General features: G+C 43.4%; 27 protein-coding genes and 1 other annotated feature. Of the genes, 10 read left to right on the top strand and 17 right to left on the bottom strand.

Features of this window, described 5'->3' with window-relative positions; all coding sequences use genetic code 11:
• The first annotated feature begins 133 nt into the window (after positions 1 to 133).
• The 3 genes from AC3WTL_RS13125 (at position 134) to AC3WTL_RS13115 (ending at position 2,485) form a co-directional block, all read left to right on the top strand.
• A complete protein-coding gene (locus tag AC3WTL_RS13125) occupies positions 134 to 1,042 on the top strand; it encodes a hydroxymethylglutaryl-CoA lyase (RefSeq protein WP_283934918.1) in 909 nt (302 codons plus the stop codon).
• Between the two features lie 107 nt (positions 1,043 to 1,149).
• Positions 1,150 to 1,281, top strand: coding sequence for a hypothetical protein (locus tag AC3WTL_RS13120; RefSeq protein WP_258750987.1), 132 nt, complete (start codon positions 1,150 to 1,152; stop codon positions 1,279 to 1,281).
• Between the two features lie 277 nt (positions 1,282 to 1,558).
• Positions 1,559 to 2,485, top strand: a complete 927-nt coding sequence (locus AC3WTL_RS13115) for an alpha/beta hydrolase (protein ID WP_197213589.1) — start codon at positions 1,559 to 1,561, stop codon at positions 2,483 to 2,485.
• Positions 2,486 to 2,530: 45 nt separating this feature from the next.
• Here the strand turns inward: AC3WTL_RS13115 and AC3WTL_RS13110 are convergent, their stop codons facing one another.
• Both AC3WTL_RS13110 and AC3WTL_RS13105 read right to left on the bottom strand, forming a co-directional pair.
• On the bottom strand, positions 2,531 to 3,067 hold the full coding sequence (locus AC3WTL_RS13110; protein WP_248348483.1) for a hypothetical protein: 537 nt from the start codon (positions 3,065 to 3,067) through the stop codon (positions 2,531 to 2,533).
• A 173-nt stretch (positions 3,068 to 3,240) separates the two neighbouring features.
• Positions 3,241 to 3,567, bottom strand: coding sequence for an iron-sulfur cluster biosynthesis family protein (locus tag AC3WTL_RS13105; RefSeq protein ID WP_048008187.1), 327 nt, complete (start codon positions 3,565 to 3,567; stop codon positions 3,241 to 3,243).
• A gap of 126 nt (positions 3,568 to 3,693) precedes the next feature.
• Here AC3WTL_RS13105 and AC3WTL_RS13100 point away from each other — a divergent pair, with 126 nt between their 5' ends.
• Complete coding sequence (locus AC3WTL_RS13100) at positions 3,694 to 3,915, top strand: CDGSH iron-sulfur domain-containing protein (RefSeq protein WP_048008188.1); 222 nt, start codon at positions 3,694 to 3,696, stop codon at positions 3,913 to 3,915.
• A gap of 32 nt (positions 3,916 to 3,947) precedes the next feature.
• Here AC3WTL_RS13100 and AC3WTL_RS13095 read toward each other — a convergent pair whose 3' ends face one another.
• The 5 genes from AC3WTL_RS13095 to AC3WTL_RS13075 all read right to left on the bottom strand — a co-directional run bounded on the left by AC3WTL_RS13095 (position 3,948) and on the right by AC3WTL_RS13075 (position 7,814).
• Positions 3,948 to 4,097 carry a hypothetical protein gene (locus AC3WTL_RS13095; protein WP_048008189.1) on the bottom strand — a complete coding sequence of 50 codons (150 nt, stop codon included), beginning with the start codon at positions 4,095 to 4,097 and terminating at the stop codon, positions 3,948 to 3,950.
• A gap of 70 nt (positions 4,098 to 4,167) precedes the next feature.
• Complete coding sequence (locus tag AC3WTL_RS13090; protein ID WP_226618364.1) at positions 4,168 to 4,503, bottom strand: YolD-like family protein; 336 nt, start codon at positions 4,501 to 4,503, stop codon at positions 4,168 to 4,170.
• A gap of 15 nt (positions 4,504 to 4,518) precedes the next feature.
• Positions 4,519 to 5,778: a Y-family DNA polymerase gene (locus tag AC3WTL_RS13085; protein ID WP_048008191.1), complete on the bottom strand. Its 1,260-nt coding sequence runs from the start codon at positions 5,776 to 5,778 to the stop codon at positions 4,519 to 4,521.
• A gap of 266 nt (positions 5,779 to 6,044) precedes the next feature.
• Positions 6,045 to 6,839, bottom strand: coding sequence for an SDR family NAD(P)-dependent oxidoreductase (locus AC3WTL_RS13080; RefSeq protein ID WP_163145123.1), 795 nt, complete (start codon positions 6,837 to 6,839; stop codon positions 6,045 to 6,047).
• Entirely contained in the window at positions 6,840 to 7,814 is a 975-nt protein-coding gene (locus AC3WTL_RS13075) for an MBL fold metallo-hydrolase (RefSeq protein ID WP_492369505.1), read from the bottom strand.
• 492 nt (positions 7,815 to 8,306) lie between these two features.
• On the opposite strand from AC3WTL_RS13075, the gene AC3WTL_RS13070 reads away from it, so the two are divergent.
• The 4 genes from AC3WTL_RS13070 to namA all read left to right on the top strand — a co-directional run bounded on the left by AC3WTL_RS13070 (position 8,307) and on the right by namA (position 11,613).
• A complete protein-coding gene (locus AC3WTL_RS13070) occupies positions 8,307 to 8,447 on the top strand; it encodes a hypothetical protein (RefSeq protein WP_492369504.1) in 141 nt (46 codons plus the stop codon).
• Between the two features lie 27 nt (positions 8,448 to 8,474).
• Positions 8,475 to 9,305: a pyrroline-5-carboxylate reductase gene (gene proC / locus AC3WTL_RS13065; protein WP_492369503.1), complete on the top strand. Its 831-nt coding sequence runs from the start codon at positions 8,475 to 8,477 to the stop codon at positions 9,303 to 9,305.
• 54 nt (positions 9,306 to 9,359) lie between these two features.
• Positions 9,360 to 10,499 (top strand): glycosyltransferase family 2 protein, encoded by a 1,140-nt coding sequence (locus AC3WTL_RS13060; RefSeq protein ID WP_492369502.1) that lies wholly within the window; start codon positions 9,360 to 9,362, stop codon positions 10,497 to 10,499.
• A 94-nt stretch (positions 10,500 to 10,593) separates the two neighbouring features.
• Positions 10,594 to 11,613 carry an NADPH dehydrogenase NamA gene (gene namA, locus AC3WTL_RS13055; protein WP_197208332.1) on the top strand — a complete coding sequence of 340 codons (1,020 nt, stop codon included), beginning with the start codon at positions 10,594 to 10,596 and terminating at the stop codon, positions 11,611 to 11,613.
• A 44-nt stretch (positions 11,614 to 11,657) separates the two neighbouring features.
• Here namA and AC3WTL_RS13050 read toward each other — a convergent pair whose 3' ends face one another.
• The 3 genes from AC3WTL_RS13050 to rnz form a co-directional block, all read right to left on the bottom strand.
• Positions 11,658 to 12,995, bottom strand: a complete 1,338-nt coding sequence (locus AC3WTL_RS13050) for a sodium-dependent transporter (protein WP_492369501.1) — start codon at positions 12,993 to 12,995, stop codon at positions 11,658 to 11,660.
• 46 nt (positions 12,996 to 13,041) lie between these two features.
• Positions 13,042 to 13,258, bottom strand: a binding site (T-box leader).
• Between the two features lie 88 nt (positions 13,259 to 13,346).
• Complete coding sequence (locus AC3WTL_RS13045) at positions 13,347 to 13,892, bottom strand: histidine phosphatase family protein (RefSeq protein WP_248348471.1); 546 nt, start codon at positions 13,890 to 13,892, stop codon at positions 13,347 to 13,349.
• On the bottom strand, positions 13,893 to 14,831 hold the full coding sequence (rnz, locus tag AC3WTL_RS13040) for a ribonuclease Z (protein ID WP_248348469.1): 939 nt from the start codon (positions 14,829 to 14,831) through the stop codon (positions 13,893 to 13,895).
• A 363-nt stretch (positions 14,832 to 15,194) separates the two neighbouring features.
• On the opposite strand from rnz, the gene zwf reads away from it, so the two are divergent.
• Positions 15,195 to 16,664: a glucose-6-phosphate dehydrogenase gene (gene zwf / locus AC3WTL_RS13035; RefSeq protein WP_197208726.1), complete on the top strand. Its 1,470-nt coding sequence runs from the start codon at positions 15,195 to 15,197 to the stop codon at positions 16,662 to 16,664.
• Positions 16,665 to 16,752: 88 nt separating this feature from the next.
• On the opposite strand, the gene gnd is transcribed toward zwf, so the two are convergent.
• The 6 genes from gnd to mce form a co-directional block, all read right to left on the bottom strand.
• Complete coding sequence (gnd, locus tag AC3WTL_RS13030; protein WP_492369500.1) at positions 16,753 to 18,162, bottom strand: NADP-dependent phosphogluconate dehydrogenase; 1,410 nt, start codon at positions 18,160 to 18,162, stop codon at positions 16,753 to 16,755.
• Between the two features lie 131 nt (positions 18,163 to 18,293).
• On the bottom strand, positions 18,294 to 19,592 hold the full coding sequence (locus AC3WTL_RS13025) for a DNA polymerase IV (RefSeq protein ID WP_492369499.1): 1,299 nt from the start codon (positions 19,590 to 19,592) through the stop codon (positions 18,294 to 18,296).
• Between the two features lie 130 nt (positions 19,593 to 19,722).
• Positions 19,723 to 20,199, bottom strand: coding sequence for a chemotaxis protein CheW (locus AC3WTL_RS13020; RefSeq protein WP_061793551.1), 477 nt, complete (start codon positions 20,197 to 20,199; stop codon positions 19,723 to 19,725).
• 128 nt (positions 20,200 to 20,327) lie between these two features.
• Positions 20,328 to 21,446, bottom strand: coding sequence for a tripeptidase T (locus tag AC3WTL_RS13015; protein WP_248348466.1), 1,119 nt, complete (start codon positions 21,444 to 21,446; stop codon positions 20,328 to 20,330).
• 77 nt (positions 21,447 to 21,523) lie between these two features.
• Entirely contained in the window at positions 21,524 to 23,074 is a 1,551-nt protein-coding gene (locus AC3WTL_RS13010) for an acyl-CoA carboxylase subunit beta (RefSeq protein ID WP_492369498.1), read from the bottom strand.
• 3 nt (positions 23,075 to 23,077) lie between these two features.
• Positions 23,078 to 23,488 carry a methylmalonyl-CoA epimerase gene (mce, locus tag AC3WTL_RS13005; RefSeq protein ID WP_226618357.1) on the bottom strand — a complete coding sequence of 137 codons (411 nt, stop codon included), beginning with the start codon at positions 23,486 to 23,488 and terminating at the stop codon, positions 23,078 to 23,080.
• A 178-nt stretch (positions 23,489 to 23,666) separates the two neighbouring features.
• Between mce and prli42 the strand changes: the two genes are divergently transcribed.
• Positions 23,667 to 23,762: a stressosome-associated protein Prli42 gene (gene prli42 / locus AC3WTL_RS13000; protein ID WP_152539676.1), complete on the top strand. Its 96-nt coding sequence runs from the start codon at positions 23,667 to 23,669 to the stop codon at positions 23,760 to 23,762.
• A gap of 316 nt (positions 23,763 to 24,078) precedes the next feature.
• On the opposite strand, the gene AC3WTL_RS12995 is transcribed toward prli42, so the two are convergent.
• The gene (locus AC3WTL_RS12995) at positions 24,079 to 24,600 is read right to left on the bottom strand and encodes a L,D-transpeptidase (protein ID WP_248348465.1); all 522 of its coding nucleotides are present in this window, start codon (positions 24,598 to 24,600) and stop codon (positions 24,079 to 24,081) included.
• Positions 24,601 to 24,603: the final 3 nt, after the last annotated feature.

Genomic DNA, 24,603 nt, shown 5'->3' with positions numbered 1-24,603 from the left:
GACCCCCACTTATCCTCCTTTGATTCCTCTGAGTCTTGAAGTGGGGGTCTTACTGCCCGTTAGACTGCGATAAATTTAAGGACGCCAAGAAAACGCTTACTAAAAATTAAATTATGAAACGGGAGTGGAAAACATGACGCTTGCATTTCCAGATAAAGTAACAATTATTGAAGTGGGCCCGCGGGATGGACTGCAAAATGAAAAGTCGTTTGTACCGACTGAGGTTAAGAAAGACTTTATTAAAAGTTTAAAAAATGCAGGATTAACAGAATTGGAGCTTACTTCTTTTGTGTCTCCTAAATGGGTGCCGCAGATGGGGGATGCAGCTGAAATTACGGCCGATTGCCTTGGTCCGGATACAAGGGATATCGTGCTTGCCCCAAACCGCAAAGGCATTGACAGAGTATATATGACTGATTGCCGGGCTGTTGCCGTTTTCGTTGGTGTAAGCAATACATTTAACAAGAAAAACATCAATAAAACCACTCAGGAAAGCATGGATGAACTAAAACCGATTATCGGAGAACTGAAGGAGAAAGGCTACTTTGTCCGCGCATGCATCTCTACAGCATTTTATTGTCCGTATGAAGGAGCCATCAATCCTGAAGATACAGTTGAGCTATGCCGTCAATTTACAGAGGCAGGAGCTGATGAATTAAGCGTGGCAGATACGATCGGGATGGCTGCTCCCCATGAATCATATGGGCTATTTTCCCGATTGAAAGCAGAGTTTCCAAATACCCTTATCACTGCACACTTCCACGACACAAGAAAAATGGCCCTCACAAATATTTTTGCAGCCCTGCAGGCAGGTGTCGACCGGTTTGACACATCCGCCGGCGGACTTGGCGGATGCCCATTTGCCCCTGGCGCTGCAGGCAATGCTGCAACAGAAGATGTTGTTTATATGCTTGAGCGCATGGGAATTGAAACCAATGTTAATCTGGACCAATTAATGGAAGCTGTAAAAATTGTTCAGCCACATCTTTCCAGGCCGATTGAAAGCACGTATTTCAGGTTAAATGCTCAAACTGTTCAATAGATTTACAGCTTTAGATGAATAATGCCCCCTTTTTTATCGCATCTTATTAGATGAAAGCAGCTGACGAATTCAGGTTCTGCTGCAGCCATTAAAAGGGGGATAATCCTATGAGCCAAAAACGTGATAAAGGATATAGCCAGAAAGGGAAGCCGAATTCCGATACAGTCAGCCAGACAATTGCTGCCGAGGAATTAGAAAAAGCTATTCATCCAACTAAAAGACAAAACGCACAGCAATAAGCCGCCAAAAAGCGGCTTTTTTTGTGCAGGAACTCCTTTATGAAATTTCACTGTGTCCCGGTTAACATCTCTGTTTTAATTTTATCCATGATGGTAAAATAAAGTAAAACTTCAATCAGTGGGGGTTTTCTTTTATCCCCCACTGATTAGTTGAGGCCCACAGTAAGCGGGCTCACAAGGACGTTGCCACTGGACGTGGTGTTCTTAGTCTTTGTCCTTATTTCAGGCCTTTATGGGCAGTAAGACCGCGATAAAGAAAAAAGATGGAGGGATGGATTTGAGAAGGTTTTTGCGTTATTTATTTTCCATCGTTCTCTTTCTTTCATCACTCGGCGTCTATTTTACAAATAGGCTTATGTTTATGAAAAAGAAGGAAGATGACTTTATTTTAGAAAGGGAGAAGGAGTCCGGCAGGCTTGATCTGTTCAAGTATGAAAGCCTCCCGAAAAGAGAAGTGCTTATTCCTTCCCCATTTGGCTATAACTTAAAAGCCGTGGCTGCCGAACCCCATAAAAACAGCCGCTATATCATTATTTCTCACGGGGTTACGGAAAACAAAATGAACTCGATTAAATATATGAACCTCTTTCTGGAGCGGGGGTTTAACGCAGTAATCTATGATCATCGCCGCCACGGAGAATCCGGGGGGAAGACGACAAGCTACGGGCATTATGAAAAGTTTGACTTAAAAGCAATTGTTGATTGGCTTAAAGCGGAAAAAGGGCCTGATATCCAGATCGGCATTCATGGTGAAAGCATGGGGGCAGCCACCATGCTCCTTTATGCGGGAATGCTTGAAGACGGTGCCGATTTTTACATTGCCGATTGCCCTTTTTCTGATTTTAAGGAGCAGCTGGCTTATCGTTTAAAAACCGAGATGAAGCTGCCCGCGAAACTCTTTTTGCCTGTTGCCGATCTATTCCTGCGGATGCGGGAGAAATATTCCATTGCGGATGTGTCGCCTATATCAGTTATAGAAAACATAAAGAAGCCCATCCTGTTTATTCACAGTGAAAAAGATGATTTTATTTTGCCGACCATGTCCGAAGCTTTGTATGAAAAGAAACAAGGCCCTAAAAAACTTTACCTTGCTGCCAATGGGATCCATGCCCAATCCTTTAACGAAAACAGAGAGGATTATGAAAAAGTCATTGACGAGTTTTTGGAGCAGTATGTCAGCAGCAAAGATACTTTATCACAATAGAAGCAGCTGGCTTCAGTGTAAGCCAGCTGCTTCATATAAGATTTTCTAATTTTTCTTTTTCTTTATGATTTCCTTGCCATCTGCCGACAGCCCTCTTGCAGTATGAAAATTTCCCATTTTAAAATAATAGCGTTTGTTTTCTTTTTTGATAATATCCGCTTCTTCGAATTTCTCTTCCTTGCCGGCTACCTCTACTTTTTTAATATCTCTGCTTTGAATTTCACCAAAAATTATTGGTAATCTATTTTCCAGATTACCTTCCTTATCGTAATCATAGAAAGTATCTGAATAAACGGTCATATGTTCATTTTCATAATGCTCCCAATGGTTATGGCCTTCATTTTTCCAGCCCTTTTTGTCACTGCCCTTCAAATAGGCAGCTGCCATGGCCTCGACCTCATTTTGCCCATCATTCTGCTGCGTTAAATACAGCAGTATGACTCCATCTTTTACCTTTTCTTTATGTAAGACTTCTTTTACATTGAATGGAATTCCATCATCAATCGCCTGGCCCATTGTTGCCGTACTGCACCCCGACAAAATCAGGAAAGCTGCCGCCAGAAAAAATAACTTCCACTTCATTCGAATCTCCCCCAATCAGCACTCTCTTCACCCATAAATGACAAACATCTTGTTATCTAACCTTTTACTAATATATTAAAACCTTATTTTCCAGAATTTTGGAAGGGTATTTTTACCTATCTCAGCCTATTAAAAAGACCGCCTTCCCTCAGCGGCCGTCTGCTACTTCATTATTATTTTGTTTTATCAATAAAGCTCATTCTTGGGTTTAAATACTGATTCGGGCTTTTTAACTGATAGCAATTTGCCTTCTCTGAAAAGTCTATCGTTAATTTTTCATCCAAAAATACTTCCTTGGATTTTTCCACATATACGCTGCCGGTGTTTGTTTTGATTTCCCTGTCATCTTCATCCAGCTCTTCAACAAGCCAGAGTGCCGCCACTCCGCTTACCACACAGCCGCAGCCGTCTATATCATACTTTAGTTTTATGAATCCATCTTTGCCGGCAATCCGTCCCGATAATTTTTCTGCCGCCAATTCAGTTAATGTTATTTCCATGTTGTAAAACTACCTCCCCTTTGCATATGCTGATTTTAACACAGATAAGCATAACATGCTTCTGAAAGAGACAGCTGGCTGCTATTGAGCCGCCTAAATAAAGATTTTTAGAAAGGATGATTGGATATGTCCAAGGCGCAGATTAAAGTAATGGATAATGGATCGCTGCGTGTAACAGGTGATGTAGAGTTAATTGATATGGATGGCAATAAATTCGAAACAGGAAAAACCTTTTCCCTTTGCCGCTGCGGAAGATCTTTGAAAATCCCATTTTGTGATGGCACTCATAAAGGAACTTTCCAATCCTGTGTCCGCGCGGAGAAAGCTTCCGATGACAAGCAGCAATAAGGGTGAAAACGGGGACAGTCATCCCCGTTTTTTTATTTTTCACTTTTTATTCTTGCAGGTGTCGCTCTTTCGTCCTGTACTATCCCTTGAAGCCGTTCCCGGTCCCTGTCCGTACTGTCTTCCCCGGCCCCTGGTGCGGCGTTGGCCATGGGCAGCTGTTCAAGTTCTTTTCCTCTAGGCATATTTCATACACCTCCCTGCTGTTAAGGTGCTTCCCTCGCCCCAAAATACCCGTTTTAAATTCATCCAGTTCTATTCTTCCGTGAACCGCGCATCCGCTATATCGTTAATGGAAATACGGTGAATTTCCCCAAACCGGTCAACAACATGAAGCTTTTGGCCAAGGTCATCCCAATAATGAATGCTCCCGATAACCAGTTCATAATTTCTGCCCCTGTAATGTGTAAGTGTAACGTTTCTTTGAAATTCCATTGCTTCCGAAAGAATTTCATTCATATATTCAAGCTTCTGCTCATCCAATTCCCGCTTTTGCTCGTATGTGTCTTCCTTTGCCCAGTCTCTTAAGAGCTTTACATGTTCCGGCAGCATCATGGAAGTCCATTTAATTCTGCCCCGATCGCGAATCATAAGCTGACCCTCCTTTTACATTTTATGGCCGCCAACCAATGTCGCACGGTGTTTGGCGGTTCCTGCGCCTGTATAAGAGACGGCTCTCAGAAGAGCTCCTCCTCCAAACTTGGAGCGAATCCGGTCGACAGTATAGCCGAGCTCCCTTTTTTTCCAGCCATCCAAGTCGAACAGACTCAGCTGCATTTCGCAGTCATCCGTAATATTGCCCAGGGAAATGGAAATCTGCCGTACTGTTTTCCCCTCATAATTCTCGTCAAAAAGCTCCAGGCAGACCCGATAAAGATCCATCGTAATATTGGTTGGCTGATCAACTGTCCTGGAGCGGTAAAATCCCCCTCCGAATTCATCCTGGCTGTAGCCAAGGCCAAAGCTGATGGTTCTGCCGGCTTTGCGGTGGCTGCGGGCCCTTCTTGCCACTTCTTCACACATCTCAAGGACCACATGCTTAATTTCCTTTTCCTCTTTGTAATCCCTCAGTAAAATCTGGCTTTTGCCGAAGCTGATCTGCCCTGCCATAATCGGCGCGCCTATTTCCGACAAATCAATACCCCATGCATGGTGATAGAGCTGATTGCCCATAATCCCAAACTTCTTCTCGAGCTTAGCCAGATCATAGCGGGCAAGCTGACCGACTGTAAAAATCCCCATTCCATTCAATGTCTTTTCAACACGGCGGCCGATGCCCCACATTTCCCGTAACGGGGATATATTCCACAGCTTTGTTTTTACATCTCCATACGTCCATTGTGCAACGCCCTTTTTTTTCGCCTCAAGGTCCAGGCAGAGCTTTGACATTAGCAAATTAGGCCCTATTCCTATGGCACAGGGAAGCTGAAATTCCCGTTCAATATCATCTTTTATTTTCCAGGCAATCGTCTGGGCATCACCCCAGAGATGCAATGCGCCGTCTACTTTTATAAAGCTTTCATCGACACTGTACGTATGGATGGCTTCCTTGGGGACATATCGGTTAAACACTCTGGTGATTTCAGTGGAGATTCTTAAATAAGTCGCCATTTTCGGCTCCTCAACTCGAATGCGCGGATCTTGGGGGACCTCAAAAAGACGGGACCCTGTCTTTATTCCAAACTCTTTTTTCATTCGTGGAGAGGCCGCCAGAACAACGCTCCCCTTCCGTTCCACATTCCCGGCAATTACAAGATAGCAGTCAAGAGGATCCAGACCAAGCATGACAGCAGAACAGCTTGCATAAAAGCTCTTCATATCAACACACAAAATTTGATTGTTCGGCATTGAGCTGTAATCAACCATGACTTCGACATCCTCCTTCAAAAAAAAGCGTAAGGCGCTGCTTATCAGCTCCTATGCTGCATAGCCCCTCTGAACCCAAAAAAATATATATAACGAGAACATCCGTTCTGTATATGTATACCCATTATATTAAGCGAATATGCGTTCGGTTTCAATGGAAATTTTACGCGGTTTTTCTTAAAAGTGGTTCTTTCTCCCCGGGATAGACGCCTCACCAGCCAAAAACAAAAGAAGCTGCAGGCATTTGGCTGCAGCTTCTGAGCTTCTTATTTTTGATTGAATGCGCGTTTTCCTATTTTTTCAAACAAGCCTGGAAAAAGCGCATAGATAATGCTCCCCGCATTCATCCACCGCGGAAGGTTGATTTCCCTGACAGGCCGCAGCATGGCATTGACTACCTTGCGGGCCACGTATTCAGGCTTAAGCATAAATTTGCTGACATTTTTCACGTATGTGCCCTTTTCATCTGCAATCGTAAAGAAATTGGTTTCAATCGGTCCGGGGTTAACTGCAGTCACAAATACATTACTGTCAGCAAGCTCCATCCGAAGGCTGTTTGTATAGCCAAGAACCGCATGCTTGGTTGCGGAATAGACACTCGATTTCGGTGTGGCCATTTTGCCGGCCTGTGAAGCGATATTAATAATATGGCCGCTCCTCTGTTTCCTCATCACTGGGAGCACCATGCTCGTGCAGGCCATTAAGCCAACAACGTTTACATCAAACATTCCTTTTATTTCTTCAACTTTTGCTTCATGCGCCTCGCGAAAAACACCGAAGCCGGCGTTATTCACAAGCACATCTATGTGACCAAACCGGGCAATGATCTCTGAAAAAACAGCCGAAACTTCGTCAGTGTCTGAAACATCAAGCTTATCCACATGAACATCGACTGAAAAGCGCTTCCGCAAGTCTGCCTGCAGCTCCTGCAATTTGTCAAGGCGGCGGGCAAGAAGGACAAGATTTGCTCCCCTCTCGGCACAAAGGACGGCCATTTGCGCCCCGATTCCGCCTGATGCACCGGTGATAATCACATTTTTATTTTTTAATCTGTCTGACAATCAAACCACCTCTTTTGATGCGGAATACAAGAATGCTTCCTCCTCTTTATTTATATAAATCTCTCCTATTGAATGCAAATAGTCAAGCTGTGCGACTGTTTCGGAAATGGTCAGGGAAAACTCCTTCTCATAAACCTTCGGAAAAAGGCGGCGGCATACCTCAAAAACAGTAAGAGATTCGGACTCAAGCCATGCCTTTACTTTCATTGCCCGCTCATGCTGGCGGCCAAGCCTTTCGCTTATTAACCCATTCACATTTGTAATATCCTCTCCATGTCCGGAATAAAAAAGGGATATCGGCAGCTGCCGCAGTTTATTCAGAGACTCGTTATACTGAAGCTGCGGCTTCGGTCTTTCCGCATTGCCGGGAAGCGGCGGCTCCAGGATAGGGTTAGGTGAAATGTGTGCAAGCAAATGGTCTCCTCCAAGGAATACACCATCTTTCTCCCTGAACAAACCTATATGGCTCTGTGCATGCCCGGGGGTCTCCGTTACCGTCCAATCGTTAAGCCCTTCAGGCTGGCTGCCTTCCTTCAGCTCTCCTGTCAGGGTACGATTGCAGGAATAGCGCAAAGTCTTTTTCATTTTGTTAATAAAGGAAGCATACCTTTCAGGAATTCCAAATTCGTTAAACAGTTTTATGTAAAACTCATCATGAAATTTTAGAAATTCGTCAGTACGGGACAGCCACCTTTGGTTAACCGGGTGCCCGAACACATCAAGATTGTCCGGGAAAAAGTCAAGCAGCCCGGCATGATCGGGATGATGATGTGTGAGAACAACCTGTTCAAAATCACCGGGAGTTAAATTCAGCTCTTTAAGCTGGGATTTTAAAGCTTCCCATGCTTCATCCGTTTTAGGCCCGGTATCGACAAGAGTCAGCTTTTCCCCTTTTACTGCATATACATTAACGTCGCCGACAGGAAAAGGTGTCGGGATCACAAGCTTTGCAATACCATCCTTCCATTTTGCCATTTTACAATCCCCCTGAAATCACTATATTTAAATAAAATAAAGCTGTTTTTCTATATACTTCCGCAGGCATGCTTCATTTAGTAAACTGTTCTGTCATCCCCTTAAAATATCAGCATTTGCCATACGCATATATTAACGGAATTTAATAACATAATTTACAAATTTACATATATAAAAATAAGTGTACCGTTCTTTTTAGCAATTGTCATTATTTTCACATAACTTTTATGCAATATTGATAATTTTTTAAAAAATACTTCTTGACAAATAAGTGTGTCTTCTTGCATAATCACAATTAAAATTTGATTTTCATAAATCAAAGCTGTACTTCTACAGCAGAAACATGGCGATGAATAAGATTAGTAAATGGAAAACGGCGAAAGAGAGTGAAGCTCAAGCGGCTGAAAGGCTTCACCGTCCACTTGACCATTGAACCTGCCTTATGAGCTGTTAGGAAAACCTAAACGCACCCCCGGCGTTATCGGGATCGAGATGCCTTTTCAAAACACAGCGGCTGCGGCAGGCATGCTGCACGAAGAAAGAAAAGGCAATGAAGGTGGTACCGCGGAAGCAAAGTCTTTTCGTCCTTTACTGGATGGAAAGGCTTTTTTATTTTTAACAGCCGGTAAATAGAGCAACAATAAGGAGGAATAACAGCAAATGAAAAAATTAGCTATTGCAGGAGCAGGATCAATGGCAGAAGCGTTAATATCAGGAATCGTCGAAAGCCGGCTCATTACCGGCAGCAATATTTGGGTGACAAACAGATGCAGCAGGGAAAAACTTCAATTCCTGCAAAAAGCCTATGGCGTTCAGATAACTTATAATCTCAGTGAACTATTAAGCGGGGCTGACGCTGTTATTTTAGCGATGAAGCCAAAAGATGCTCAGGAAGCCATCAATCTAATAAAGCCTTATTTACATGAAGACATGCTGATCATTTCCGTTCTCGCCGGAGTTTCGATCGAAAGCATTGAACTTTTGGCAGAAAAGAAGCTGCCAGTCGTAAGAGCCATGCCCAATACATCAGCAGCAGTCGGAAAATCAGCAAGCGCCTTATCAGCTAATGAAAGAGTGTCCAAAGAACAGATGAAAGCAGTAAGAGGCATTTTTGATACAGTGGGAAAATCAGCATTTGTTGAGGAAAAACAGCTGGATGCTGTAACAGGCCTGTCAGGCAGCGGACCGGCATATATTTACTATCTTGCGGAAGCTATGGAAAAAAGCGCGGAAGAAATCGGGCTCGAAAAGGGTATGGCGAAAGAATTTATCATCCAGACACTCATCGGGGCAGCCGAAATGCTGGCCCGATCAGCCAAGGACCCCGAGCAGCTGAGGAAAGAAGTAACAAGCCCTGGCGGCACCACCGAAGCAGGTGTAAAAGTGCTTGAAGCGAACGGAGTGCAGGAAGCTTTCATTGAATGCATCAAGGAAGCGACAGCCCAATCCAGGCGGCTTGGCCAAAGCTTCAGCAGCACAGTGAAAATTTAGCTGACAGCATCTCCCCTAAAAAACGTCGTCTAGAAAAGGATGAGAAACCTGCAAATGCTCATTATTCTATTAAGCGCAAGCCTCCTGGTATGGATCGCAGTACTAATTGATGCCGTTCTGGGACTAAAAAGCCTGGACCGCCTTGAAGATAGCAATACGATGACAGAAGGCCCCCTTCTTTCTGTTATTACAGCGGCAAGGAATGAAGAAGCAAAGCTTGCGGAGAGCTTAGAAACCCAGCTGCGGCAAAGCTATAAGCGCATTGAATGGATATTGGTCAATGACCGTTCAGCCGACAGCACAGGAAGCATCATGGACCATATTCAGAATAATGATTCAAGGGTTAAATGTATTCATATTGATTTTCTCCCATGCGGATGGCTGGGAAAAAACCACGCTCTTTATAAAGGATATATGGAATCATCAGGGGAATTAATCTTGTTTACAGATGCCGATGTGTTATTTAAAGAGGAGGCCTTCAGCAAGGCGGTTCATTATTTCAGCAAGAATGAACTTGATCATTTAACGGCGGCACCGAGCTTGACGGGCAGGAGTTTCTGGCTCAACACGTTCATTGCTTTTTTTCTTTTTGGCTTCTCTTATTATAAACGCCCCTGGCTGGCGAATAATCAACGTTCAAAGAGCGGAGTTGGCATTGGGGCATTTAACATGGTATCCAGGCGTTCTTATGAAGCAATCGGAACACACAAGGCAATAAAAATGCGGCCTGATGATGATTTAATGCTTGGAATGAAAATCAAACAAAACGGCCTCAGGCAGAAATTTGCAACGGCGATGGACCTGATTGAAGTTGAATGGTATGAAAGCTTAATAGAAGCCTTCAAAGGATTGGAGAAAAATACTTTTGCAGGCCTCCATTACCGAATTAGCATGGTGCTCTTTGCAATTGCCGGCACATTCAGTTCACAGGTGCTTCCCTTTCTCACCATCTTTTCAACTGACAAAGTTATTTTCAATCTAAGCCTTGCAAACATCATTTTTTTAGCAGGTGTTTATACAATCATTACAAAAAGAATGACCAATTTTTCTCCGCTTCTGTTTACTGTATTTCCAATTACAGCTCTCCTGTTTATTTATTCCATAATCCGTGGCAGCATCCTGACCTTAGTACGGGGCGGCATAGTCTGGAGAGGTACATTATATAAGTTAAGCGAACTGAGGAATAAACATTGAAAGCACACACCTTCCTTAATGCATGTTCTTTTTCATTTTTGGAACTGCCTGATATACTTAATATTTAGGATAGCGAAATAAGGAGGCAGAAATTATGGAAACAAAGCTTTTTTCACCTTTTACAATTAAAGGAGTCACCTTTAAAAACCGAATTGTTATGGCACCGATGTGCATGTACTCAAGCCATAATGAAGACGGAATGGTTGAAAACTGGCACCGGACTCATTATACGAGCCGGGCAGTCGGACAGGTGGGATTAATCATCCTGGAGGCAACTGCCGTGACTCCGCAGGGCCGAATTTCTCCTCAGGATCTGGGAATATGGAGTGATGATCACATCGCAGGCCTGAAGGATTTAACCGGGCTAATGAAAGAACACGGTGCTTCACCTGGAATACAGCTGGCGCATGCCGGCAGAAAAGCGACTGTTGAAGGAGAAATTCTCGCCCCATCCGCTGTTGCTTTTAATGAAAAAATGAAAACACCAAAAGAAATGACAAAAGAAGAAGTATCAGAAACTGTCCAGGCATTCAAAAAAGGCGCTGAAAGAGCGAAAAAGGCCGGCTTTGAAGTAATTGAAATTCATGCGGCACACGGATATCTGATCAATGAGTTTCTCTCACCCCTAAGCAATAAAAGGAGTGATGAGTATGGGGGATCGGCTGAAAACCGGTATCGCTTCCTCGGTGAAGTCATTGAAGCCGTTAAAGCCGTTTGGGATGGACCTTTATTTGTCAGAGTATCAGCCCATGATTATCATGATGAAGGGTTGACCGCAAAGGATTATGCAGAAATGGGAAAATGGATGAAGGAGCAGGGAGTGGATCTAATTGACGTAAGCTCCGGAGCAGTAGTGCCGGCCAGAATACATACTTACCCTGGCTACCAGGTCAAATTCTCTGAAACCATTAAAGAAGGTGCGAATATCCAGACTGGTGCAGTCGGGCTTATTACATCCGGCCTGCAGGCTGAAGAAATCCTCCAAAACGAGCGTGCTGATTTAGTCTTTATTGCCAGAGAATTGCTGAGAGACCCCTATTGGCCGCGGACAGCAGCAAAAGAACTTGGCGCATCAATCGAACCTCCTAAGCAATATGAACGGGGATGGCTGTAATAAAACGAGGGATGGCACTTGTTAGCTGCCATCCCTCGTTTTTATTATATAATCTGCAGTGAATCAAGGAATACAATGATAATAACCAGAGGAACCACATAGCGCAGAAGGAAATACCACGCGGAGAAGATTCCATTCAGCGACTTTGAGCCTTGAATCAATTCACTTCTCAGCAGGTCTTTCTTCATTCTGTATGAGACGAATATGGAGATCAGCAAAGCTCCAACCGGCATCAAGATGTTGCTGACAAGGAAATCAGCAGCATCAAAGATGATTTTGCCGAAAATTGAAATGTCTGATAAGCTGCTGAAGGATAATGCAGATGGAACCCCGACGATAAAAATTGCCAGTCCTGTCAGCCAGGCTGCACGGGTTCTGCCGCTTCCCTTCTTATTCGTCAGAGCAGCCACCACAATTTCAAGCATTGAAAAAGCGGACGTTAAGGTTGCAAATAGAAACAGTGCAAGGAAGAAGAGCAGGAACACCCGCCCAAACAGAATCTGATCGAAAACAGATGGCAGGACAATGAACAATAAGCCAGGACCAGCAGCAGGCTCAAAGCCCAATGAGAACACAGCAGGGAAAATTGCCAGTCCAGCCAGAACTGAAATAAATAAGTTCATTGCGACAACAGAAAATGCAGGCTGCATCAGATTTTCTTTTTTAGATAGATAAGAGCTGTACGTTACCATAACCGATACCCCGACACTTAGAGAGAAAAACGATTGGCCCATCGCATATAGGACGGTTTCAGATGTTAAGTTTGAAAAATCAGGCTTTAAAAAGAACGAGACGCCTTCCATCGCATTATCCAGTGTCAGAGATCGTGCAATCAAAATAATAAATAAAAGAAACAAAGCCGGCATCATAATTTTGCTGACCTGCTCGATCCCCTTCTGGACACCTTTGGCAACCACTAAAACAGTTATGAATAAAAAGATCCCCTGTGCCGCTACAACAGACACAGAGTCTGACACGGCTGCGCCAAATAGCTCCTCATAATTGCCTGCACCATTCATAGAGCCGGTAACACCGTATACAATGTACTTCAGAATCCACCCGCCTATTACACTATAGAAGGATAAAAGCAGGAAACACGTGAATACGCCAAGGTAGCCTATCCAGTGCCATTTAGTTCCCGGTGTAATATCCTTATATGCCGAGATTGCCTCCTTCCCCGTACTGCGGCCAATCACAAACTCGGCCAGTAATAGCGGAAAACCAATTAAAAGGGAAAATAATAGAAATAATAAAATAAATGCCCCGCCTCCGCTTGTTCCTGTCACATACGGAAGCTTCCAGATAGCTCCAAGTCCGATTGCTGAACCGGCTGACGCTAAAATAAATCCTATCTTCGATGACCATTGCTCATTTTGCTGCATGCCTGTACCTCCAAATTTTTTTAAAAACAAAAAAGCCACATTCTTCAAAAGGGACGTGAATTTAGGTTCACGCGGTACCACCCTTTTTGAAAGCATGTGACTTTCCACTCAAAAATATAACGGATTTACCGTCTTTTCTGCTATATGCAGGAAAGATAAGCTCCAAGATGAAATTCATTTTATCTTTGTGCCAGTTTCCACCATCCACTGGCTCTCTATAAACAGGGAGATAAAACTTAGTAGAGTCTCTTCATAGCTTTTTACTATAATGTTTTAAAGTATAAGTGTGATTATAGTATGCAGGCAGACAACCGTCAATGCCAAATTTGAAAAATTCAATTTTTCCAGGCATTACTTTTCATTCCAAATCCGCTTCCATACGGTATCTTCACCATTTACTTTAATTTCGAAAACATCCGGGTTGCTCATCTTCATCAGATGCTCAAAGCCTGCATCTTCATCGAAATAACGAAGCAGCAGCGTCGATAAATTGCCATGGCTGACCAGAACGACGTGATTCTCATTGGACGCGATTAATTCATCCAGCAGGGAAGAAGCTCGTTTCATTCCTGATGAATGAGATTCTCCTCCTTCAAAAACGAGATCAAAGTCGGTAAAGCTTTGCTTAAGCTTGTCCTGCCAATCATTAAAAAGAATAGAGCTCAGCACCCTTTCACCCAAACGGCTTTCCTCAATGATATCCAGGTTTCTGGACTGTGCAAGCGGCCGGATTGTTTCAATCGCCCGAACAAAAGGGCTTGAATAAATGCGATTGATTTCTTTGCCTTTAAAGAAATCAATTAATTTTAATGCCTGTTCCCTTCCCTTTTCTGTCAATTTGGCAGAGAAAGGCTGGCCCTCCGCCTTTGCATGGCGCACGATATAGAAAGTCTTCATTTAATTCGCCTCTCCTTTTGCAAGCGGGATATGAATTTCTTTAAAGTCCTCAGCAATAACCGTGTTGGGGAAAATGGTCTGTGATTCTTTCACAAGCTTTTCCCAATCCTGGCGTTCATATCGTGAACTGATATGATTCAGGCAAAGTTTTCTTGCATTCGCCTCGAGCGCAACCTGAGCTGCCTGCAGGGTTGTCGAATGAAAATAATCGTATGCAAGCTTCTCTTCACCACCCGAGAAGGTTGCCTCATGTATTAATAGGTCAGCATCGGCTGCCAAATCTATTGCCGCATCGCAGAATCTGGTATCACCCAGCACCGTGACAATTCTTCCCTTTTGAACCGGCCCCAGGAAATTTTTTGCTTTGATAATACTTCCATCCTCAAGCTCTATGTCTTCACCATTCTTTATTTTCTTATATATCGGACCCGGTTTGATTCCCGCCTCAGCAAGTTTGTCCGCAAGCAATGTGCCCGGACGGTCCTTTTCTGTAATCCGGTAGCCATAAGAGGATATTCCGTGCTCGAGCATTCGGGCTTCCACCTTAAAATCTTTTTCATCAAGCACAATACCCTCAGTGATTTCAGCTACCTTTAAAGGGTACTTAAGATATGTGCCGCTGACAGATAGCGAGACTTCAATGAATTCTTTCAAACCTTTTGGCCCATATAGGGTCACCTCTGTATCACCGCCCTGGAAAGAGCGGCTTGAAAGCAGGCCGGGCAGACCATAAATATGGTCACCATGAAGATGTGTGATAAAGATTTTCTCAATTCTTCTCGGTTTAATGCTTGTATGTAAAATTTGATGCTGGGTCGCTTCGCCACAGTCAAAAAGCCATATGCTCCCTCTTTCATCCAGGAGCTTTAAAGCCATCGAAGATACATTCCTCAGCTTAGCGGGAATTCCTGCTCCCGTTCCCAGAAAAAATATGTCCATATAAAATACCTCCTTCCGGCAATTTAGGGATTAAGCCTGTCTGGTCTTGCCAGTATGAATATAAACAATATACCATAGCAGCCTCGGAATTCATTCAATTAACAATTGTTTTTTGTGTTATTTGAAAGGATAGTTCCTGGCTGTTAGATAGAAACTATGGTAAAAAGGACAAACTTAATATTTGCGAAAATAGCTGTAAACAGATACAATTTTATACTTGTACAGACGTTTTTTTGCAATGCAATATAACAGCTTCTTCTCAAGCTGAGGACGGACAAAAGTCAGTCCCGCCTTACATACAGAAATTTGTCGAAAAGAGGTTCTAGAATCGTGAAAACAAACGAAAAACCGGCCGGATTAATAATGATATTTGGAGCAACAGGTGATTTGGCAAAACGAAAATTGTTTCCCTCACTTTACCGCTTATACAAAAAGGGCAGGCTGTCTGATCGCTTTGCCGTTGTAGGGGTTGCGAGACGGCCGCTATCAAATGATGAGTTTCAGGCAAGTGTTAAAGCCTCTGTTGAGTCCGCTATAAAAGATAACGGAGAACTTGAAGATTTTATTTCTCACTTTTACTATCATTCGCATGACGTGACGGATTCCAGTTCCTATTTGGCATTAAAGAGCATGGCTGAAGAATTGGATACTCACTATTCCCTTGAAGGCAACCGCATTTTTTACCTTGCCATGGCACCTGAGTTTTTCGGAACCATTGCAGAGCATTTAAAAGCAGATGGCCTGACAGATGTAGATGGATTTAAGCGTCTTGTCATTGAAAAACCATTTGGGCATGATCTTGAATCAGCGAAGCAGCTTAATAAGCAAATCCGAAAAGCCTTTTCAGAAAATGAAATTTACAGGATTGACCACTACCTGGGGAAAGAAATGGTGCAAAACATTGAAGTGATTCGTTTTGCCAATGCAATTTTCGAACCCTTATGGAACAATCGCTACATCTCAAATATCCAGGTTACATCAAGCGAAGTACTGGGTGTTGAAGAACGCGGCCGCTACTATGAAAAAAGCGGCGCCCTTCGTGACATGGTTCAAAACCATATGCTGCAAATGGTTGCCTTATTGGCAATGGAACCGCCAATCCGCTTGACAACAGATGAAATCAGATCTGAAAAAGTAAAAGTTTTAAGAGCCATGCGTCCAATTGAAGGCGATCAGGTAAGAGATTACTTTGTCCGCGGCCAATATGGAAAAGGCCATTTAAATGGACAGGAAGTGCCAGCTTACAATCAAGAGCCGATGGTGGATGAACAATCAAACACCGAAACGTATGTAGCAGGCAAGCTGATGATTGATAATTTCCGCTGGGCAGGTGTGCCTATCTACATTCGCACTGGAAAAAGGATGGCTGCTAAATCAACTAAAATTGTTATCCAGTTCAAGGACATTCCGATGAACTTATATTATCAGACTGAGCAAACGCTAAATCCAAACCTGCTGGTGATCCATATTCAGCCTGAAGAAGGCATTACCCTTTATTTGAATGCCCAAAAGTCAGGTCAAAACATTGAAGCCACACCGGTAAAATTAAACTTTGCCAACAAAGGCATCGATGACATGAATACGCCTGAAGCTTATGAAAGGCTTTTATATGATTGCATGCGCGGTGACGCAACAAACTTTACACACTGGGATGAAGTGGCCCTTTCCTGGAGCTTTGTCGACAAAATTTCCGATGTTTGGGAAAACACAAGAGAAGAAGGTTTTCCTAATTACGAATCCGGTTCCATGGGTCCAAAAGAAGCAGACCGGCTGCTTGAAAAAGACGGTTTCTTCTGGTGGCCTGTAACTGACCTTGATGTTGAACAATGTTAATGATTCTGAGACCCCCCTGCTGATACAGGGGGTTTTTATCTTTTTTGAAAGACAAAAAAAACAGCGCCGCTCGGACGCTGTTTTTTTATTATTCCATCCAGTTTGTATGAAAAATGCCTTCTTTGTCTGTACGCTGATAGGTGTGTGCACCAAAGTAGTCACGCTGTGCCTGAAGAAGGTTTGCAGGCAATGTTTCTGTTCGGTAGCTGTCATAATAGGACAAAGCAGCAGCAAAGCATGGTACAGGAATGCCGTTCTTTACAGCCACACTGATAATTTCACGGGCAGCATCCTGATAGCTTTCCACGATTTCCTTGAAGTACGGATCAAGAAGGAGATTCTTCAAGCCTGGCTCACGGTCATATGCTTCCTTGATTTTCTGCAGGAATTGGGCACGGATAATGCAGCCGCCGCGGAAAATCATCGCAATATCACCGTATTTCAAATCCCATCCATATTCTTCGGAAGCTGCTCTCATTTGAGCAAAGCCTTGTGCATATGAGCAGATTTTACTCATGTAAAGGGCTTTGCGGACACTCTCGATAAATGCTTTTTTATCACCTGTGAAGTCCTGTGCAGCCGGTCCGCGAAGAACTTTGCTTGCATTCACACGTTCTTCTTTCATGGCAGAAATGAATCGGGCAAAAACGGATTCAGTAATGATTGGAAGCGGTACACCGAGGTCAAGCGCACTTTGGCTTGTCCATTTGCCGGTTCCCTTTTGGCCTGCTGTATCAAGGATGACATCTACCAGCGGCTTTCCGGTTTCCTCATCTTTTTTCGTGAAAATATCAGCCGTAATTTCAATCAGATAGCTGTCAAGTTCGCCTTTATTCCATTCTGCGAATACTTCATGGAGCTCTTCAGCAGTCAAACCAAGCACGTTTTTCAAAAGAAAATAAGATTCGGAAATCAGCTGCATATCGCCGTATTCAATACCGTTATGAACCATTTTCACATAATGTCCTGCCCCATCTGGACCAATGTATGTGGTGCATGCTTCGCCATTCACCTTTGCAGCAATATCTTGAAAAATCGGGGCAACCAGCTCGCAGGCTTCTTTTTGGCCGCCAGGCATAATGGAAGGACCCTTTAGAGCGCCCTCTTCACCGCCGGAAACGCCCGTACCGATGAAATGGATGCCCAGCTCGCTTAATTCCTTATTGCGGCGCTGCGTATCCACAAAGAAGGTATTTCCTCCATCAATCAGAATATCCCCCTTATCCAGCAGAGGCTTTAACTGCTCAATTGTCGCATCTGTCGGACCGCCTGCTTTCACCATAAGCATGATTTTGCGGGGTTTTTCCAGAGAATCAACAAATTCTTCAATTGTATATGTACCTTTAAAGTTTCTTCCTTCCACTTCCTTAAGCATCTCATCCGTTTTTTCACGTGACCGGTTAAAAACTGATACTGAGTACCCTCTGCTTTCAATATTCATGGCAAGATTTTTGCCCATGACGGCTAAGCCGATAACACCAAACTGCGATTTCGTCATCTTATTACCTTCCCTTCCAGGCTTTATGCGTTACATACAAAATTCAATAAAATAATCCACTATACTTTAGCAAGATTCCTATTCTGATTCAACTTTCCTGTCTTAGTTTTGCTTATAGCTGCCTTAAAAACTCATGAATGATCATCTTTTTCTTTTTTATCGCTTCTTGCTGGACTGCCATGCAAAAAGTCTTTATTAAAGCTGGTGTCAGTGCCGATTTTGGGGCTGGTCAATTTCATATCCGAAAGCGCACCCGCATTGTCGATTATTTTAGTTCCGTATTTCTTGCGCAAAAGATCCATTGTCTGAAATAGCGGCTCTTTTTTGGCATCTTTTTCAAAACTGAACAAATCCAGCTGTTTAACCGCCTGTTCGGGTTCAACAAGGTCTGTTCCTGTAATGCCCAGAAGCCGTACTGCATTTCCATTCCAATGTTTTATAAACAGCTCTTTTGCAATTTGGTAAATTTCATCATTATGCTGAATCGGATTCTTCAGTTTTCGGCTTCTTGTAATGGTTTTTCGGTCCTTATACCGGATAGTAATTCCGAGAGATTCTGCCATAACCTTTTTCCTCTTCAATCTGGAAGAAACCTGTGCAGCCAGCTTTCCAAATACCTGGAGCAGCTCTCTTTGATTTGAGACATCTCTTGGCATGGTGGTCGAATTCCCCACACTTTTAAATTCAGATGCAGAGTCGGGATCGACTTTTCTAAAATCCTGGCCATTGGCCTTTTGTTTCAGCCTCGGTCCATTAATGCCTAATGCTGCTTTTAGGATAATTTCATCGGCTTTTGCCAATTCCCCAATTGTGGTGATATTGAGGTTTCTCAGTTTTTCTCCGGTTTTTCTGCCGACTCCGTGCATTTCTTCCACTTCCATCGGCCATAGGATATGCGGTACATCTCTTTTTCTGAGTACTGTAATCCCCATTGGCTTTTTCATGTCGGAAGCCATCTTGGCTAAAAATTTATTAGGGGCAACACCTATGCTGCAGGGCAAATCGAGCTGCTGAAAAACCTGCTTTTGTATCGTCCCGGCAATTTCTATCGGGCTCCCAAACTCATAGCTGTCTGTTATGTCCACATATCCTTCATCAATGGATACAGGTTCAACAAGGGAGGAATATTCGCGCAATATATCAAACATTCCCATAGAAGCTGCACGATATCTATCAAAATTGGGCTTCATGATAATCAGCTGTGGACAGAGTTTTTTAGCCTCCCATAAAGGCATGGTGGTTTTAACCCCGAATTTCCTTGCCTCATAGCTGCAAGTTACAATAATACCGCGTCTCTCCTCCGGATTCCCTGCGATTGCTAAAGGCTTACCCTTTAATGATGGATCATAAGCCATCTCAACCGAAGCATAAAAACTATTCATATCAACATGAAGGATGACTCTCCCGTTTTTTGGATACATTTGTTTCATGCAGGCACTTCCCTGTAAATATAATTCAGTTCTATTTTAGCAAATATTTTTCTTTTCTATTAATCAGGTGCTTTTTGAAAAAGCGAAAACAGGGAATCTCTCTCTGATCCCCTGTTCTATATTTCGTCCGCTATGCAGTTGTATGCTGTGTTTTCATATACTCTTTTATTTCTCTTATTCCCTCCAGTGATTCCACCAGCTTTAAAGGATCGATTATAGCAATCAGCCTATTATCGATATTAGCCACACCTGTGAAATAATTGGTTTTTTGATAGGCAATCAAACCTGGCTGTTTAAGGCAATCTTCTGGAATATCGAGAATTTCCTTGGCTTCATTTACAAGAACGGCGAATGATAGCTCGTCTGTCTGCAGCACGATCATTCTTGCCGAGTCACTATCAGCAAGTTTCCGGCTGTAGAGGATTTCTTCAAAATCCACAACAGGAATAAGCTCTCCCCTGACTTTAACAATTCCTCTTACATAGCCGGGCAAATGAGGAATCGGTGTAATGCCTTCCATTTTCTCAATGGATATAACAAAAGGAACCGGTGTAGCATATTCCTCATTTCCTGCCCTGAAAACGACAGCTTTATTATTTTCAATCATCCTATTTCCTCCTCGGAAACTCTTATGTATAGTACTAATATACCATAGCCATTATTTTCTAACTAGTGAGGAAATAATAGATTGCTGCAGCAAAAAAAGAGAACCGCATTGGTTCTCTCTCTTGCTGTTTAAGCTGATACTTCTTCAATAATGGCAATGACCATTTCAGCCAGTTTATTTAATTCTTCGATAGGCATGCGCTCATTGGTTGTATGAATTTCTTCATAGCCGACAGCAAGGTTAACTGTTGGAATGCCAAAGCCGGCGATCACATTTGCATCGCTTCCGCCGCCACTGTGAAGAAGCTCGGAGCTGCGGCCGATTTTTGCAGCCGCTCTGCGTGCTACTTCAACGACATGATCACCTTCGCCAAATTTAAAGCCAGGGTACATAACCTGAACATCCACTTCAGCTTTGCCGCCCATTTCTTCGGCAGCACTTTCAAAAGCTTCCTTCATTTTAGCTACCTGCTGTTCCATTTTTTCAGGAATTAATGAACGTGCTTCTGCTAATACATCAACATGGTCACATACGATATTCGTCTGCTGTCCGCCTTCAAAACGACCGATATTAGCCGTTGTCTCTTCATCAATGCGGCCCAGCGGCATTCTTGAGATCGCTTTTGATGCCATCGTGATGGCAGAAATGCCCTTCTCAGGAGCAACACCAGCATGAGCTGTTTTTCCCAGTATAGCAGCTTTCACTTTAGCCTGGGTTGGAGCGGCAACGATTATATTTCCGACTTTTCCGTCACTGTCCAATGCATAGCCGAACTTTGCTTTAACAAGTGAAGGATCAAGAACCTTAGCTCCAACCAGTCCGGATTCTTCACCAACTGTGATAATGAACTGAATAGTTCCATGAGTAATATTCTGCTCTTTCAGAACCTTAACAATCTCGAGCATAACGGCAAGTCCCGCCTTGTCGTCTGCCCCCAGGATTGTTGTTCCATCGGTTACAACATAGCCGTCCTTGATGGAAGGTTTAATTCCTTTTCCAGGAACAACTGTATCCATGTGTGAAGTGAAATAAATTGTATCAATTCCTTCTTTCGTTCCCTGAAGAGTGCAGATGAGGTTGCCTGCACCGTGTCCGGTCTGTGCAGTTGTATCGTCTTCGTACACCTCAACCCCAAGATCCCTGAATTTTTTCTTCAAAACTTTGGCAATTTGAGCTTCATACTTTGTTTCAGAATCAATTTGCACCAGTTCCAGAAATTCGTTTAATAAGCGTTCCTCATTAATCATTTATGTACAAACCTCCAAATTTAAGCTTACTAAGCAAGTATAACTCCAAAATTTTGGCACAGCAAATCAGGAATCCATTACAGCGGGATATTTCCATGCTTTTTATGAGGCCTGCTTTCTTTCTTATTGCGCAGCATTTCAAGCGCCTGAATGAGCTTGATTCTGGTTTCACGCGGATCGATGACATCATCCACCATGCCCCGGCTTGCCGCCACATATGGATTGGCGAACTTTTCTCTGTACTCTTCGATTTTTTGTGCCCTTGTGGCCTCGGGATCATCACTGTTCTGAATTTCCCTTGCAAAAATAATGTTGGCTGCACCTTGAGGACCCATTACGGCTACTTCCGCATTCGGCCATGCAAAAACAAGATCTGCGCCAATAGATTTACTGTTAAGGGCAACGTAAGCCCCGCCGAATGCTTTTCTTAAAATAACAGTAAGCTTTGGCACCGTTGCTTCTGAGTAAGCATAGAGAATCTTTGCTCCGTGCCGTATAATTCCGCCATGCTCCTGTTTAACACCCGGGAAAAAGCCTGTGACGTCCTCAAATGTAATAAGTGGGATATTAAAGGAATCACAGAACCGGATAAACCTTGAAGCCTTATCAGAAGAATCTATGTCCAAGCCTCCCGCCATTACCTTCGGCTGATTGCAGACAAGTCCCACTGTCTCACCCTTGATCCGGGCAAAACCGACTACAATATTTTTAGCGAAGTCGCGCTGCACCTCCATAAAAGTATCTTTATCCACTACCTGTTCAATGACTTTTCGGACGTCATATGGACGAAGGGCATCAAAAGGAATCACGTCTGTCAAATCAGGACGGTAATCATCTTCTTCATCCCATTCGGACATAGGCGGTTTTTCTTCGTTATTCTGCGGAAGGTAGCTTAACAGACTCCGCACCTGCCCAATCACTTCCTCTTCGGACTCCCCTCTAAAGTGAGCGTTTCCGCTGATCGTATTGTGGACAAGTGCACCGCCAAGATCCTCAGGAGAAATTTTCTCCCCAGTCACCGTTTCGATTACTTTTGGTCCGGTTATGAACATCTGGCTCGTCTTTTCCACCATAAAGACAAAATCCGTAATCGCCGGAGAATACACTGCACCACCGGCACAAGGCCCCATAATAACTGAAATCTGCGGAATCACTCCTGAATAAATGGAATTCCGGTAGAAAATATGGCCGTACCCATCGAGGGAAACAACACCTTCCTGTATTCTGGCGCCGCCGGAATCATTCAAGCCTACAAATGGAGCTCCATTTTCAGCTGCTAAATCCATTACATTGGCAATTTTTTTTGCATGCATCTCCCCGAGAGCGCCCCCAAAAACGGTAAAGTCCTGTGAAAATAAGAAGATAGGACGTCCGTTGACCTTTCCATAGCCAGTTACTACACCATCTCCGGGCCCTTTTTGGTTTTCCAGTCCAAAATCCGTGCTGCGGTGCTCAATAAATGGGTTCAGCTCAACGAAAGTTCCCGGATCTACTAATAAATCGATTCGTTCTCGGGCAGTCAGTTTTCCTTTTTCATGCTGTTTTTGTATACGCTCATCCCCTCCGCCCAGTTCTACTTCCCTGCGCCTGTCGTATAACTCATTTATTTTCTCATAGATGTCTGCCATGCCTTATTTCAATCCTTTCTTTTCACATAATTCATATAAAATACCGCCTGCTGATTTCGGATGCATAAAGGCTACATGGGCACCGCCCGCACCAATCTTTGGTTCATCCTGCAGCATCCTGATACCCTGTTCTTTCATTTCGTTTATGCGTTCTTGTATGCTGTCAACTCCCAGTGCTACATGATGCAGCCCTTCTCCCCGCTTTTCAATAAACTTGGCAATTGGGCTTTCTTCACTTATCGGCTCCAGCAGCTCGAGTTTCGTTTCCCCCGCTTTAATAAACGCCACCTTTACTCCCTGGCTGTCCACTTCCTCTAATCCGAGAAATTCAAGCTTGAGCGTTTCAGTATAAAATGGAAGCGCTTCATCAATAGACCTGACAGCAATTCCAATATGGTCCACCTTCTTAATCATCTGTTTCCCTCCTCTTGGATGTCGAGATTATGAACTTCCTGCATTAAACAGGCATATTTTGAATCTATTATTTAAATATTCGTTAAAAATGTCGAAAATCCTTTTAAAAATTGAGCGGTTGTTCAATTTGATGATTCTTAGTAAAATAAGAGTAAGAATTGGGACGAGGAGGCATAGAATGTCAAATAAGAAACTGGCGAAAGTCATTGTCTATCTAATGATATTTGCAATGCTCGCATCTACCCTCATTATGGGTATGTCGATGTTTTTATAACAGGGGAACTCTATTCATTTTTCAGCTGCTCTGGATGGCAATTCCGGGCAGTTTTTTTGTTTGATTGTTTTAGTTGATGCTTTTTAACGAAATCTGATGAGCTGGAGAAACTACGGACACAAAAAGCAGGGAACCAGAGAATTGAGTCCGAACATTGAGCAGCTTCGGACAGAGAATGGCGAAATCCGAGTTTCAAAGTCCGAACCCGGTCCAACTTCGGACACCAAAGGCAAAATTATGAACTGCAGAGTCCGAAGTTAGCGTTTATCCAGCTCATAAAAAAACTGCATCCATTCAGATGCAGCTGTACATTCTTTCAATTATCTTTTTTTATGGCGCCGTAATCTCTTCCAAGTTCGTCAAAGCTCTTAGCTGAGGTGACTACTAAGATTTTTGTTCCAAGCGGCACGGATTCGTATAGAGACTCGACTGCCTCATTCTGCAATCTGATACATCCATTGGAGACATATCTGCCGATGGACGAAGGATCGTTCGTCCCGTGAATGCCATAGATTCTGCCATCAGTATTTTCTGCGTCAAACCCAATCCACCTTGTGCCGAGCGGATTCCGGGGGTCACCGCCTTTTATGTCCTTTTTTCTGTAGTAAGGATCAGCTGCCTTTACAGTCACAGTGAACAGCCCTTCCGGTGTAAGGTCATCCGTTTTCCCGGTTGCAGCTGAGATGACATTCTGCACTTTATGATTCTGTATAAACGCTACTTCATTTGTGCGTTTATTGACAATCAGAAATGGATCTCCAGGCAGCGGATTAAGTCCCAATGGCCAGATTGGGGAAAGTGAAAAAAACAGGATGGCCGCTGCAGCAAACTTCAGCATGAC

It is taken from the genome of Cytobacillus sp. EB106-05-05-XG126 (genome assembly GCF_058791715.1).
This window is presented reverse-complemented; position numbering and strand designations above follow the sequence as displayed.